This window comes from Streptomyces sp. NPDC057280, from assembly GCF_042668605.1.
GTDB lineage: Bacteria > Actinomycetota > Actinomycetes > Streptomycetales > Streptomycetaceae > Streptomyces.
In genome coordinates this window covers 1,006,080-1,019,437 of record NZ_JBHUYR010000002.1, presented here as the reverse complement: position 1 = coordinate 1,019,437, position 13,358 = coordinate 1,006,080, and the positions used below count along the sequence as shown (strand labels likewise).

The following is a 13,358-nucleotide window of genomic DNA, read 5'->3' as shown; positions in this document are numbered from 1 at the left end:
TTGCGGATACGCCCGAGCCCCCTGTCGCTAGATCGGCATCACCTTGAGCGAGTGGATGTCGTGGACGGACCAGCCGCGGGCCGTGATCGCCTCGATATGCGGTTCGGCTCGCGTGCGGTGCGCGGCGAAGGCGAGCAGGTGCGTGGGGCGGGTGGCGCCCACGAAGACGAGCTGTGCCGCGCGCTGGATCGTGACCAGGGCCTTGGAGGCGTCCTGCTGTCGGCTCAGGAGTCCGAGGACCTCGTGTACGTCGTACTTCTTGCCGCTGCGTTCCAGGCATTCGAGGATGAGCGTGGCGGCATGAGTTTCGCCCTTGGCACTCTGGATCGATCCCGCAACCGACGCCACCACCCCCTGGTCCGCATCAGCCGACGCCTCGGGCACGGACGCCGGCTGGGCGATGTACGGGGTGTGGGCGAGGGGATCTGCGAGGCGGGCGACACCTTTCAGGGGGCTCTGGGTCAGGTCCGGCAGCAGCCGCAGAAGCCGTGCGGTGAGGACAGCCCATTCGACGTGGCTGTCGAGTGGGCTCGTCAGCATGTCGTGCAGAAGCAGGCGTGCCCTGCCTCCGGCGGTGGCCGGGTCCCGGTCCAGTCGCCTCAGCGGAGGCAAACCGCCGACGCTGGCGAGTCGGGCTACGTCACGGATCCCGTTCCACAGGAGTGTGATCGCTGCGTGGTTGTCGCCGGATTGCCGCTGGGCCTGGGCGGTGCGTGTCGTCGTGATGAGACTGCCGGTCGTCTGGACCGGCGTGCTGGTGAAGCTGGGTACGTAGCAGGAGAGAGACTGCGGAAAGACCTTGGCGCTTCCCCGCATGAGGCGGGCGCCCAGGACGCGAGGCGGGTTGTCCAGCAGCTGGCGGGGGACCGTGGCCGCTGCCATCCGTTCGAAGGCCGGTACGACCTCGGCGACGGTGTCGTCGTCGAAGAGCAGGAGGGCGACGGTCCCGTCGTGGCCGGCGCCGTCGATGCGCTGGCGGCGGCGGACCGTGAGGTCGCTGGCGAGTGCTGCGATCTTGCTGCCGAAGCGGCGGCTGACGGGGAGTTGGGCGGCGTGCGGCAGGGGGAACGACGAGGGCTGTGTGGCATCCGGTGCGTCGGCGAAGATGCGCTGGTTGACGTCGCCCACGCGCTGGACGACCGTGCCCGGCGGGCCGAAGACCTTGTCGAGCAGGCGTTGCTGGAGGTCGCTGGTGTCCTGCATTTCGTCCAGGAGGACGAAGGGGAAGCGGTGGGCGGCGGCCTGCGCGAGCTGGGGGTGATGAAAGAGGTGGTGCTCGGCGAGGGCGAACATGTCGTGGTAGCGGAAGACGCCTCGCTCGGTGAGCGTTTCCTTGAGCGCGGCGAATTGTTGGCCACTGTCGCTGGATGCTTTGAAGGGCGGGGTGCCGTCAGGTCCTGTCGCGATCAGGTCTCCGGCGTCGCACACGTAGCGGGCCTCGGCGACGAGTGCGGGGCCGTTCGTGCGGTGCCCGAGTGCGGTGTTGAGTTTCCGGAACCGGGGGTGGCGTTCGAGCAGCCGGAGGGCCTCGTCCGCGTAGGCGTCGTCGTCTACGGTCTGGACTTCAATGCCCCGGGATCGTAGGGCCGGCAGGGCGAGGAAGGTGTTGGTGAAAGACTGGATCGTGCCGATGAAGTGCGGGTACTGCAGCAGACGGCGTCCCGCCGGTGTGGCGGTGAGGCGGTGGGTGATCTCGTCCTTGGCCGTGTTGGTGTGGGACAGGACGCAGATGCCGCGTGTGGGCGAGGCCCATGCCTGGCCCAGGAGGGCGAGCTTGAGGCCGATCAGGCTGGTCTTGCCCGAGCCGGGAGCTGCCTGCAAGTCCAGGGATTCCCCGCTTTGGATGAAGTTCCATTGCTCCTGGTGCGGCAGTTCAAGGCCGAGTTGCTGGGCGAGGGCCTCGACCTTGTCCTTGATGAAGACGTCGGGCGTGTAGAGGTTCGTCATCGCTCAGACCTCGCTGCACAGGTACGTGAAGGCAGCTACGAGGTAGGGCGGCAGATCGTCCTCGGTCACGGAGGTGGTCTGCAGGAGCCGGGCCGCGTGGTGGGCGGCGATCGGCTTACTGCCCCGGCCCATGCGCAGCGGCTCATAAATGTCCAAGGCCGCCTTCTCCAGGGGAACGTTGCTCTCTCGCCACTTCTCGACCTCCTCCTGCGCCAGCCGGTCCAGGTCGACGAGTCTGTCCGCGGTGGGCCAGGTGGTCTTGGAGGCGACAGCGGCACGAACGGCCTGGTGCATCAGGGTCGCCATGGTCCAGGAGCCGGCGGCCAGGTCGTACTCCAACGTCCAGTGGTCGGAGACGAAGGTGCGTACGTGGCCGCTGTCCTCCTCTTTCAACCCTGCGATGTGTGTGTCGATCTCTTGCTTGGTCATCTCCGCCGAGCACTTCAGCTTCTTGCGCATCTCCGCGGAGGTACCGGCGGGAACCAGGTCCCGGTCCCGGATGCAGGCTACGGCGACCGGTATCTGCTCGCCGTCGCGCTGGAAGATCCGGCTGTAGCGGAAGAGTCCGACGCCGCCGACATTGACGACGCTGACGCCGCATTCGCTGAAGGACCGGCCGACCGCCTGTGCGAGGGCGGGTAAAACGATGGCTTCGGCGTCGCCCTCGACGATGGCGACGCTGCGGGCGAAGAACAGGTTGGCCTTTGTCACGTCGAGGAAGCGGGTGAGGAAGGCGTAGTCGCCCTCGTCGAGCTGGGTCAGGCCCGGTGCCAGGCGGAAGGTGGATCCGCGGGCGACGAGGGTGAGGTGTTCGACCGGGATGGCCGAGGCCAGGTTGGGGCTGTGGGTAGTGAGGATGACCTGGACCGGCGGTGTCTCCGCTGTGTTCGCGGTCTGGGCGCGATCCCGCAGGAGGTCCATGATGCGGGTCTGGAGCTGCGGGTGGAGGTGGGCTTCGGGTTCCTCGATCAGCAGCAGGGGCGCGAAGGCGCTATTGCCGAGCAGGAGCAGTTCGGCGGCCATGAACAGGGCGTTGTTGTAACCCAGGCCGTGCCGGGTCCACTCCCCCGTGCCCGCGAACAGCGTGAGCTCCAGCCGCTCCAGCGCACGGGCGAGGGTGGCGTCGCCGGCGACGCCGATCTCGCCGCGCAGGACGTCGGAGCCGATGGAGAACTTCTTCAGGTAACCGGTGTTGATGTCGTCCCGGGCCGTCTTGACGGCCTCGTTGTCGCTGATGTGCCGTTCCGCGCGGCGCAGGATCCCGACCAGGGTGGAGGCGCTGTCTTCCTCCTCGTCGAAGTCGTCCTCACCTTGTGCGCGCATGGCCGGGTAGCCGGCCAGGATTTGCGACAACCGTGATCCCCGTCCGGAGCGCAGCTCCGCCTCGGCGTCCCGCAGAGGCCGCAGGTAGGTGGCTTTCAGCAGTTCACGCGCGGCACCGTCCAGGGCCGGCCCCTGCCCATCGCGGCCGGTGCGCGTGGTCACCGCGACGCGGTGGGGCCGCAGCGGGTCCATCAACTCCGCCTTGACGGTGACGTAGAGGGCGACGTTGCCGTCAGCGTCCGTGGTGAGCAACTCAAGGAAGACGGCCTGTTCTTCCGTTGTGAGGTCCTTGAATCCGCATGTGATCTTGAAGGTGCCCGCGCGGCCGCCGGGTCCGACGTGGAAGTCGTCGCGTGTGATGCGGTAGAAGTCAGCCGCGGTCGTCAGCAGGCACAGGCGGATCGCATCAATGATGGCCGTCTTGCCGCTGTCGTTCTCGCCGACGAGGACGTTCGTGGCGGGACCGAAGTCCAGGCTCAGGCTGGCGTCCTTGTCGCCGTCCTTCTGCGGCGCCGCGCCGAAGATCCGGAAGTTCTCCGCATACAGGCAGGCAAGGTACACCGACATCCCCCGAGCGATGAGGCCCGCGCCCTCGACGACACAGGCGGTTGTAACCGCCTCAAGTGCCCCACCCGCATGCGGTTCTGACGCATCATACGATTCATCGCGGCACTCGTGCCTCGTTAGTAGAATCCCTCCCCTCGACTGGAAATGGACACGTCAGGTCGTCAACTCCAAACAGCAGTGCGCGACCGTCATTGCGGCACAGCCAGAAGGGGGAGATGGACCCTCACGACTGGTAGGTGCCACAGCAGGGCGCCTCCTGCGCACAGGGCGCGTCGACACCGCGCGGAGTGAGCGCTTTTACGGGTTCGTGCGCACCTCCTGCGTGGGGCCCGATCAGCAGATCCTACGGACTCATCACAGCCTTGGAAAAAACACGATCGCTTGATCGCCGACCCCCATTACCGGGGCTCGGATTTTCCGGATTCTTCCCGTGTGATGTGGTTAACGAGTTCCCCTGGCTGCACGTCGAGTCCAGCTGCAATATCCAAGAGCGTGAGCACACTGGGACTGCGCTGGCCGTGCTCAATGTAGATGAGGCCGCGAAAGCTCATTCCACTGCGCTCTGCGAGTTCTTCCAAGCTGTAGCCCCGCTCTTCCCGGAGCCGTCGGATCTGCATACCGAGGGACAGGAGTCGGGGGTCTGGTGACGGTTCGCGTGCTGGCACACAGCGACTCGACCGGTACGACTTCCCTCAGGCCATGAACAGCTGTGCATAATCAGGCTCTGGGCGGGAAATCCTGCACGTGAGCACACACGAACAGCCCGGCGGCTATGAAACCCAATCACTCGTACGACCGGCTCGGCACAAACGGATAGCCCACGGCGCGGCAGCGAGGTCGCTAGCCCACAAGCAACGAACGAGAACATATGGCCAGACCGATTTTGCCATTCGACCGATGGCACAAGTCATATCCGAAACCCGACCGGGGTGATGCCCCCTGTAAGTGCGGGACCAGAAACCGCCCCCTTTACCCGTCAGCAGATCACGGACGGGGACTCCGCTGGCAGACTCGCCACGTCGATCACCTCGGAAAAGAGCGCAGAGAGTCGTTCGATACATGGCAGGAAGCCCTCGACCGGCTCGGCGAGCTGACAGCCGAGGCTGCGTCCACGACGAGAGGGAACCAACCAGCACACAGTGCGCGAGTAGCCTTCTTCGGCGCGCAGATGATCGACCGAAAGCGGAAGAAGAATAAGAGAGCGAATACGATCAATACGTACGAGAGTCATCTTCGCAATCACATCCTGCCGTTCGCAGGCAATCGCATACCGACATCGCTACGGCGTAGCGACTCCATGGCCTTCGTGGATCATCTGCTAGAAAAACCCAACCTCAGATCCCCTCGCACAATTGTCCAGATTTTTAAAACCTGGCGCATTCTCATCCACTACATGATGGACGAAGACATTCCGCTGCCTGCAAACATCGTGTCCCGCATCGAGCTTCCCGAGATCAGCGACGGCAGTGGGGACGCCCTCACCCCCGAGCAGGTGGCCGCAGCAGCCCATGCCATGCGGACGATCGAGCCACGCTACGAAGTCCTGGTGTGGCTCGGCGCGTGCGCAGGACTGCGTGCCGGCGAGGCTCTGGGCCTGACACGGACACGCGTCGGCTGGCAGGAAAATCTCCTGTACGTTCAAGAGCAGCGCCAACGCGGCAAAGCCGCACCACTGAAGACGAAGGCCAGCTACGCGACTCTGCCCGTGGATCAATTCCTGATCGAGCAGTTGACGACCCATGCGGCTCACTTCAGCGAGCCGGAACCCGTCACCCAAGCCACCGCGCGCAAGCGTCGGGCTCGCCGACACGTCGAGCCAGTTGACGAAGACCTTATCGTGACGAACCGATACGGAAGGCCAGTTCAGAGCAGCGATTTCAACGAAAAGTGGCAACGGGTCGTCGCCCTGGCCGGCCTACCCGTAGGCACCCGTTTCCACGATCTCAAGGTGTTTTACACCACCACGCTCGGCGGACCAGGCCAGCACGACCCGAAGACTGTCCAAGCGCTCTCACGGCACGCCCGCTTCACCGAAACATGGGACACCTATGCGCGCCCACCGAGGGCGGCAGAAGGCCTGCGCATAACCGCGTTTGGCGATGCCTTCCGTTCAATACAGCAGAACCGGGGGTGAGTTGCAGCACGGTCGCCGGCCTCCCGGAGAGAAACCCGGATTTCCAGCTGCTGAGGCACAGCCGGCTCTACAAGGCGCACCTGCCCCGCTACGAGTGGCGTCACTCAGCCGCGGCAACAATCCGGTGCCGCTGCCATCCGCGGGTGCTGCGCTGATGCAGGGATGGAAACCTTCGCCTCCGCCGCTCTACGTCGTGTCGCTCCCGAACCGCGAACCGGTGGCCGACGGCCTCCTCCAACGAGACCACAACGACATCCAGTGGCGGGCGATGCCCGCCAACTTCCTGCTGTGAGAGCGGGTACACACTGCTGCCCGCGGATACTCGTCCCACGCCGCTCATCCGTGACATCACCCACGTCGACTACTCGGTGGTGGAGGACCTGCTGTACTCGAACGATCTGGGAAACGGCAGGTTCTACGACCCCGAGGGCTTGGACGTCATCGTGGCCGAACGCCACGGATCCGTTGTCAGGGTCGCCGAGTTCCGGCTCCATTGCGACTTCGGACACGGCGAAGGCCGGGAGGCGCATCCCGGCGAGCAGACGTTCGTCTTGACCATGGCCGTCGCTGATACCGATCGTCGAAGCGGGGTCGGCCGGGCGCTTCTCGCCGAGATCGCCCGCCGGGCCCTGGAAGCAGGGCACACCTTCCTGGCCCTGGTCCCCCAGGACGGCGACGATGCGCTCAGCCGACAGGGGTTCTTCCAGGCATGCGGGCTCAGGCTCTACGGACCCGACACACCGGGTACGGCCTGGGGTTGCCCGGTCTCAAAGATCCTTGATGCGAACGCGGCCAGCGAAGGCCGCTGACCCCCTGACCACGCCCGGCCGCACTGGAGGTCCTCGATGGCGCCATGCCAGTCGTGAGCTGATCAACACGCCGTCCCCGACACTCTCCAACTGCGCATCACCGATACACGCGGACCACGGCGTCCAGCACGGCGACATCGTCGCCCTAGCGCTCGACGCATTCCTTCGCGCCAAGGGCTACCCTCCCAACCTCACCCCACCCAAGGCCGAAGAACCGTGATCACTCAGCCGGCCTGCGATGCCCTGCACTTTGGGCGAAGTCAGTGAAGCCTTCGAAATGTCCCGGCGCCCTCCTCGGAGTCTCCTCCCGCATGCGTGCACCGGTCGTTGTCGGTGGTCCCTCCTATCCTGAGTTGACCTGGACCGCGCGTGAACGACGGAGGATCACTGCATGGGGTGGGACAACAACGCGCGGTCTCGGCCTCGCAGATCCGGCCGGGCTACAGCGGGCACTCCAGTGTCCTTCTCGGAGCACTGATCGGATGCCGCAGCGCAGCGTCCAGCAGCGGACCGGGTTCCGGGGCGAAGCATTCGTCGACAAAGCCGTCTCCGACGCCGGTCATGTGTGGAACGACACCAAACGTGACTTCGCCATCGACGGTCAGATCGAGTTCGTGGACGCTGACCGCGAAGTCACCGGTGTGGCCGTCCTCGCCCAAGTGAAGGGCACAGAAGTCGGCTTTCGGGGCGAGACCGCGACCGAATTCAAGTTCACGTGCAAGGCCGACCACATCGCCTACTGGCTTCGGCTGGGCCGTCCGGTCGTGCTCATCTGCGTGGACCTGCGTATCCAGCAGGCGTGGTGGAAACGCATCGACACCTGGTTCGCCGACCCTGAACGCAAGGCACGGCGCGTCGTTCAGTTCGACAAGACCTCAGACCGCGTCGACCTCGACGCCTTCAGTCAGCTGTCGGCTCTCGGCGTGCCTGCCGGAGAGCCGCTGCCACGGCTCGAAGGAAGCGAACAGTTGGTCTCGAACCTCCTCACGATTGAGGGCTTCGCACCGCTCATCCACGAGGCGTCCACACCGTGTCGTGACCGCGGCGATGCCTGGGAGCGGATGCGCTCGAACGGCAACCAGTTCGAGAGCGGCTTCGTCCTGGCCGCCGGACGGATCTTCTCACTGTGCCGACTGGACGAGGGCCCGCTCGCCGTCCTGTGCGACGGGCCGGTCACCTCCATCCCGACGCAGAACTGGGCGACCACCGAGGACCTGGATGTCCAGCGGCGCTTCGTTTCGCTGTTGAACTTCACCCTGCGCTCCGCCCACCATCCCGATCTGGTGTGGCATCCCACGAAAAAGATCGTCTATATGCAGGCCCCACCGGACCGATCCAGCCGGAAGATCAAAGGCCGCTACCGAGGCAGCCGCGGACGCGCCTTCTTCACCCCCTACTTCGGCAAGGACGACACAACCAAGATCAGCTTCTGTCGTCACTACGCCGCCAGCCTGTACTTCCGCCGCTGGAGCGAACAGTGGTACCTGGAGATCAACCCCACCTACCACTTCACCATCGACGGCCACCGCGACTCCCTGTACGACGCCGAGTACGTCCAGAAAATCAAGCGACTCGAACGAAACAACGCCGTCTACCAGCTCGTACGCGCCTGGGCCGACTACCTCCAAGGCGACGACACCCTGTTCAGAAGCCGCGATGAGCGCATCCGATTCGGCCAGCTCCTGAAGCTCGACTGCGACGCCGCCATCGACGAAAGCGTCTGGATCCCGCAAGAACCAGCGCCGAAACCGAGCGTGAACGGGCTGGCCGAGGGACTGTGGGAGCTGCCACAATGAAAGCACCCGTGCTCCATGAGCCGGAACTGGAGTTCGCGCCGGAAACCGCCACATCGATCCACGCTACGGCATCAGCGTGTACGGCCCCGCCGACGCCGATTCCCCCACCGGACCACACCAGATCCCTATCGCTCTGGTCGGCCCCGCCCAGGCCGTCGACGGCATCCGAAACTGGCTCCAGCGCTGCCAGAACCACATCGAGGCCAAGGACACCAAACCCGGCCAGGAGAACCTCCACCAGCCGTTCCCCGGCTTCAGCACCGACTCCCCGTTCGGCGCCGAGCTCGTCTTCGACGACGCCCTCGTCCGCGAGATCCCCGAACGCCAACTGCGCCACCTGGCCCGCGCCGACACAGCCGCCGCCACCAAGGATGCGGTCGAGATGTACGCCGACGCCGCCCGGTCCCTGGCCGAGACCGGGCGCTGCCGCGTCGTCATCTGCGCCCGCCCGGAAGAACTCCAGGACCGCGAAGAACAGCTGCCGTCGGAGGAGTCCGCAACCGAACGCATAGAGGATCAGGACGAGCGAGAGACCGGAGGCGACTTCCACGACCTGCTCAAGGCCACCGCACTCACGCTGTCCGCTCCCCTGCAGCTGATGCGCAAGGAGACCTGGACCGGAATCCCCGGCAGGACCACCGGGCAAACACTCCGCCCGCTGCAGGACGAGGCCACCAGGGCCTGGAACCTGCACACCGCGCTGTACTACAAAGCCGGCGGAACTCCCTGGCGCATGCAGCGCCACAGCTCCGACCTGGCCACCTGCTACATCGGCGTCAGCTTCTACCGCAGCGCGAACAAAAATGAGCCCCACACCGCCGTCGCGCAGGTGTTCAACGAACGCGGTGACGGCGTCGTCGTCCGAGGCGGCACCGCGCAGATCTCCAAGAGCGACCGCCAGCCCCACCTGACGCTCGCCGACGCCCGGCAGCTGCTGCTGGACGCGCTGACCGAGTACCGCACCACCCACGGCCACCAGCCTGCACGCATCGTCGTGCACAAGACCTCGAACTTCACCGCCACCGAGATGGACGGCTTCCACGAGGCCGCCGACATGCGTGACATCGACCACGTCGACCTGCTGTGGATCCAGCGGCGCGGCGCCCCGCACCTGTACCGCACCGGGCAGCTTCCGCCGCTGCGCGGCACCAGCGTCCAACTGGACCCGCGTTCCCTGCTCCTCTACACCCGCGGCTCCGTGCCGTACTTCCGGACCTACCCCGGCCTGTACGTCCCCCAGCCCCTGCTGATCCGGCCCTCAACACACGGCACAGACCTGCTGACCGCCAGCACCGACATCCTCGCCCTGACCAAGATGAACTGGAACAACGCTCAGCTCGACGAACGCGATCCCCTCACCCTGCGCACCGCCTACCGAGTCGGTTCCATCCTCAAACACGTCCCACTCAACGCTCGCATCGCCACCCGCTATGCCTACTACATGTAGGCAAGCCAAAAGCCCAATCGGGCTGGCTTCGCGCTCATTGCGTCCTGCGGGGCGGGGTGAAGACGTAGAGGTCGAGGATATCGGGGCAGGGGGCGATGCCGGGGCCGCCGGCCTTTACCCAGGCGGCGATGTCTTCGGTGGCGTCAGGGTCATTGACGAGTCCGAGCCAGACCGGACGAGCGCCTTCGGCACGGGCGGCGGCGGAGGGCTGGACGACGATCACGTTGGCGTGTTCGCACACGTCGAGGCAGTCCGAGACCCGCACGGGGACCTCCTCAGCCAGGTGCGCGAGCTGCCGATCGTGATCCACACCGGGGACTTTCGGGGTTCCGCAACAGCAGTCCCGGCAAACGACGACGCGGCACGGTGCCGGTGCGGCGGAGGTGTGCTCCGTGCCGCCTGCTTCAGGGTGCTGTCGGGGCATCGCTTGTCACACTCCTCTTCGGGGGAGACCCGTCCCGGGCTGCCGGGCGCAGGAAGCGGATCACGGGGTGGCCGGGGTCGTGGGTGACCTCGGCTCGGACGCCGTAGACCTGCTCGATGAGCGCAGATGTAAGGACCTCGGCCGGGGTGCCCTCCGTGATCGCGCGGCCGTCGCGCAGGACGATGAGGCGGTCGCAGTACATCGCGGCGAGGTTGAGGTCGTGGAGGGCGATCACGGTGGTGACCGGCAGACCGACGATCAGCTCCAGGAGGTCGAGCTGGTGCTGGATGTCGAGGTGGTTGGTGGGTTCGTCGAGGAGGAGTTCGCGGGGTTCCTGGGCGAGCGCGCGGGCGATCTGGGTGCGCTGGCGTTCGCCGCCGGAGAGGGTGTGCCAGGACTGGCCGGCCCGGTCGGTCAGTGCGGTGCGCCGCAGGGCTTCGGTGACGGCTTCCGCGTCGGACGTCGTCGGCGGTGTCCAGGCGCGGCGGTGCGGGATGCGGCCGAGGGCGACGACGTCGCGGACGGTCAGTTCGGTCTGGGTATCGGCGTGCTGTTCGACGGTGGCGATGCGGCGGGCGGTGGCTCGACGGCCGATCTTGGTGAGCGGGTGCCCATCGAGGGTCACGACTCCGGCGGTGGGTGTGAGGATCCCGGCCAGCAGCCTGAGCAGTGTGGACTTTCCGGAGCCGTTGGGGCCGAGCAGGCCGATGGTCTCACCGGAGCGCAGGGTGAGGGTGACGTCGTCGACGATGACTTTGTCGTCGATGCGGCGTGCGACGCGGTCCGCGTGCAGGCTGGTCATGCCCTTCTCCGTCTGCGGTAGAGGACGGCCACGAACGCCGGCACGCCGATGAGGGACGTCACCACGCCCACTGGGACCTCCTGGGGGTCGAGGACGGTTCGGGCGAGGGTGTCCGCCCAGACCAGGAAGACGGCTCCGGTCAGCGCGGTGACCGGGAGCAGGCGGGCGTGTCCGGCACCGGTGAGGGCGCGGGTGGCGTGCGGGAGGACCAGGCCGACGAAGCCGATCGCGCCGGCGCAGCTGACCAGGACGGCCGTGAGCAGTGCGGTAGCGCACAGCAGGACCAGGCGGGTGCGGGCGACCCGGACGCCGAGGCCGGCGGCGGCCTCGTCGCCGAAGGCGAACGCGTCGAGCGTACGGGCGTATCCCAGGCAGACGATGAGGACAACCGCCAGGACGACCGCGCACAGCAGTACTTGTCCCCAGTCGGCGCCGGTGAGTGAGCCGAGCAGCCAGAACAGCACGCCCCGGGTGGTCTCGGCGTCGGCCGAGGTGAGGACGATGAACGAGGTCAGTGCGGAGAAGAGCTGCATGGCGGCGACTCCGGACAGGACAACCCGGTCGGTGCTGCCGCCGAGGGTGTGGCTGAGCAGCAGTACCAGGGCGAAGGAGAGCAGCGCGCCGAGGAAGGCGCCCGCCGACAGGGAAACCGCTCCCCCGCCCACGCCGAGGACGACCACGGCGACCGCTCCCGTGGACGCGCCGGAGGAGACACCCAGGACGAAGGGGTCGGCGAGCGGGTTGCGCAGCAGCGACTGCATGACCGCCCCGCACACGGCGAGTCCGGACCCGCACACGGCGGCGAGCAGGGTGCGCGGCATGCGCAGGTTCCACACGATGCCGTCCCGCAGCGGCGCCAACGTACTTTCACCGAGGCCGAGATGGGCCGCGACGGACGCCCAGACGTCCCCCGTGGAGATGTCGGCCGGACCGAACGTCACGGCCACGGCGACCGAGGCGAGCAGCGCGGCCAGTCCGCCGCCGGTCAACAGCGACGTACGGAGGCTCACTTGGCGAGTCCGAAGTCCCGCAGACCGGCCGCGACCTTCTCGATGCCCTCGATGGTGCGGATGGACGGGTTCATGGCCTGCCCGCTGAGCAGGACGTAGCGCTTCTTCTTCACCGCGGTGAGGTTGCGGGTGGCGGGGTTGGTCTCCAGGAAGCGGATCTTGGCCTTGGCGGTCTCAGCGGTCTGCTGCTTGCGTGTGAGGTCGCCGATCACGATGACGTCGGGGTCGCGGTCGGCGACGGTCTCCCAGCTGATCTGGGGCCATTCGTCGTGGGTGTCGGCGAAGGCGTTCTTCGCGCCGACCGCGCGGGTGATGGCACCGGGCGCGCCGCAGCAGCCGGCGAGGTAGGGCGACTGGGAGTTGGCGAACCAATACATGAGGGAGACGCCAGAGGCGTTCAGCCCGGTGGTCGCCGTACTCACCCTCTTCTTCAGCGACGCGACCAGCTGTTCACCCCGGGCGTCGACGCCGAACGCGTGCGCGAGGTCGCGTATCTCGCCGTACACCGCATCGAGGGTGAGCGGCGTGCTGCGCGATCCGTCGCCGCCGCTGTCGTTGTCCTTGCCCGAGCAGTCAGACGGGGAGACGTACGTGGGCACGCCCAGCTTCTCGAACTGCTCGCGGGTGGCGACCCCGCCCTTGCCGAGGGTAGAGACGAACGAGGCGGTGACGAAGTCAGGTTCGGCGTCCAGGACCTTCTCGAAGGAGGGCGCGTTGTCGGCAAGGCGCGGTACGGACGCGTTGGCCTTCTCCAGGCCCTTCATCACCGGGTCGGTCCAGGTCGCCGTACCGGCCATGCGGTCGGCGAGACCGAGGGAGAGCAGGATCTCGGTGGTGCCCTGGTTGAGGGAAACGGCCTTCTTCGGAGCCGACTTCAAAGCGACCTTGTGGCCGCAGTTGTCGAGGGTCACCGGGTAGCCGGCGGTGGAGGCTTCCTCCGACTTCGCGTCTCCGTCGCCGGAGGAGCCGCAGGCGGTGAGCAGCAGGGCGGAGGCGAGGAGGAACGCCGGAGTACGGAGCGGGGCAAGGGCGCGGAGCACGGGCATGCCTTCGGGGTCGGGGCTCGTACGCGGAGCCTGGCCTACGGACGTCCCCCGCG

The 13,358-nt window shown here is 66.8% G+C and carries 12 protein-coding genes; 4 read left to right on the top strand and 8 right to left on the bottom strand.

The window, feature by feature from the left end; genetic code table 11:
* Positions 1 to 27: 27 nt before the first annotated feature.
* The 4 genes from ACFUO4_RS15140 to ACFUO4_RS15125 form a co-directional block, all read right to left on the bottom strand.
* Positions 28 to 1,947, bottom strand: coding sequence for a UvrD-helicase domain-containing protein (locus ACFUO4_RS15140; RefSeq protein ID WP_383484328.1), 1,920 nt, complete (start codon positions 1,945 to 1,947; stop codon positions 28 to 30).
* A gap of 3 nt (positions 1,948 to 1,950) precedes the next feature.
* Complete coding sequence (locus ACFUO4_RS15135; protein WP_383484325.1) at positions 1,951 to 3,837, bottom strand: ATP-dependent endonuclease; 1,887 nt, start codon at positions 3,835 to 3,837, stop codon at positions 1,951 to 1,953.
* A gap of 398 nt (positions 3,838 to 4,235) precedes the next feature.
* Complete coding sequence (locus ACFUO4_RS15130) at positions 4,236 to 4,454, bottom strand: helix-turn-helix domain-containing protein (RefSeq protein WP_232646711.1); 219 nt, start codon at positions 4,452 to 4,454, stop codon at positions 4,236 to 4,238.
* A gap of 359 nt (positions 4,455 to 4,813) precedes the next feature.
* On the bottom strand, positions 4,814 to 5,068 hold the full coding sequence (locus tag ACFUO4_RS15125; RefSeq protein ID WP_383484322.1) for a hypothetical protein: 255 nt from the start codon (positions 5,066 to 5,068) through the stop codon (positions 4,814 to 4,816).
* A 66-nt stretch (positions 5,069 to 5,134) separates the two neighbouring features.
* Between ACFUO4_RS15125 and ACFUO4_RS15120 the strand changes: the two genes are divergently transcribed.
* The 4 genes from ACFUO4_RS15120 (at position 5,135) to ACFUO4_RS15105 (ending at position 10,023) form a co-directional block, all read left to right on the top strand.
* Positions 5,135 to 5,971 (top strand): tyrosine-type recombinase/integrase, encoded by an 837-nt coding sequence (locus ACFUO4_RS15120; RefSeq protein ID WP_383484319.1) that lies wholly within the window; start codon positions 5,135 to 5,137, stop codon positions 5,969 to 5,971.
* A 371-nt stretch (positions 5,972 to 6,342) separates the two neighbouring features.
* Positions 6,343 to 6,780 (top strand): GNAT family N-acetyltransferase, encoded by a 438-nt coding sequence (locus ACFUO4_RS15115; protein WP_383484316.1) that lies wholly within the window; start codon positions 6,343 to 6,345, stop codon positions 6,778 to 6,780.
* Between the two features lie 482 nt (positions 6,781 to 7,262).
* Complete coding sequence (locus ACFUO4_RS15110) at positions 7,263 to 8,576, top strand: DUF4365 domain-containing protein (RefSeq protein ID WP_383484313.1); 1,314 nt, start codon at positions 7,263 to 7,265, stop codon at positions 8,574 to 8,576.
* 76 nt (positions 8,577 to 8,652) lie between these two features.
* Positions 8,653 to 10,023: a hypothetical protein gene (locus tag ACFUO4_RS15105; protein ID WP_383484310.1), complete on the top strand. Its 1,371-nt coding sequence runs from the start codon at positions 8,653 to 8,655 to the stop codon at positions 10,021 to 10,023.
* 34 nt (positions 10,024 to 10,057) lie between these two features.
* Here ACFUO4_RS15105 and ACFUO4_RS15100 read toward each other — a convergent pair whose 3' ends face one another.
* Genes ACFUO4_RS15100 through ACFUO4_RS15085 form a run of 4 tightly spaced genes read right to left on the bottom strand, consistent with a single transcriptional unit; the run spans position 10,058 to position 13,305 of the window.
* Positions 10,058 to 10,447, bottom strand: coding sequence for a (2Fe-2S) ferredoxin domain-containing protein (locus tag ACFUO4_RS15100; protein ID WP_383484307.1), 390 nt, complete (start codon positions 10,445 to 10,447; stop codon positions 10,058 to 10,060).
* A complete protein-coding gene (locus ACFUO4_RS15095; protein WP_383484304.1) occupies positions 10,428 to 11,249 on the bottom strand; it encodes an ABC transporter ATP-binding protein in 822 nt (273 codons plus the stop codon). The genes ACFUO4_RS15100 and ACFUO4_RS15095 overlap by 20 nt, the downstream gene beginning before the upstream one ends.
* Positions 11,246 to 12,259 carry a FecCD family ABC transporter permease gene (locus ACFUO4_RS15090; protein ID WP_383484301.1) on the bottom strand — a complete coding sequence of 338 codons (1,014 nt, stop codon included), beginning with the start codon at positions 12,257 to 12,259 and terminating at the stop codon, positions 11,246 to 11,248. The genes ACFUO4_RS15095 and ACFUO4_RS15090 overlap by 4 nt, the downstream gene beginning before the upstream one ends.
* Positions 12,256 to 13,305 (bottom strand): ABC transporter substrate-binding protein, encoded by a 1,050-nt coding sequence (locus ACFUO4_RS15085; RefSeq protein WP_383484298.1) that lies wholly within the window; start codon positions 13,303 to 13,305, stop codon positions 12,256 to 12,258. Before ACFUO4_RS15085 ends, ACFUO4_RS15090 begins: the two co-directional genes overlap by 4 nt.
* Positions 13,306 to 13,358: the final 53 nt, after the last annotated feature.

Coding starts and splice junctions, on each gene's coding strand:
- ACFUO4_RS15110 (WP_383484313.1), top strand. CDS start 7,263: ATGCCGCAGCGCAGCGTCCAGCAGCGGACCGGGTTCCGGGGCGAAGCA.
- ACFUO4_RS15120 (WP_383484319.1), top strand. CDS start 5,135: ATGGCCTTCGTGGATCATCTGCTAGAAAAACCCAACCTCAGATCCCCT.
- ACFUO4_RS15140 (WP_383484328.1), bottom strand. CDS start 1,947: ATGACGAACCTCTACACGCCCGACGTCTTCATCAAGGACAAGGTCGAG.
- ACFUO4_RS15085 (WP_383484298.1), bottom strand. CDS start 13,305: ATGCCCGTGCTCCGCGCCCTTGCCCCGCTCCGTACTCCGGCGTTCCTC.
- ACFUO4_RS15130 (WP_232646711.1), bottom strand. CDS start 4,454: ATGCAGATCCGACGGCTCCGGGAAGAGCGGGGCTACAGCTTGGAAGAA.
- ACFUO4_RS15125 (WP_383484322.1), bottom strand. CDS start 5,068: ATGACTCTCGTACGTATTGATCGTATTCGCTCTCTTATTCTTCTTCCG.
- ACFUO4_RS15135 (WP_383484325.1), bottom strand. CDS start 3,837: ATGTCGGTGTACCTTGCCTGCCTGTATGCGGAGAACTTCCGGATCTTC.
- ACFUO4_RS15095 (WP_383484304.1), bottom strand. CDS start 11,249: ATGACCAGCCTGCACGCGGACCGCGTCGCACGCCGCATCGACGACAAA.
- ACFUO4_RS15100 (WP_383484307.1), bottom strand. CDS start 10,447: ATGCCCCGACAGCACCCTGAAGCAGGCGGCACGGAGCACACCTCCGCC.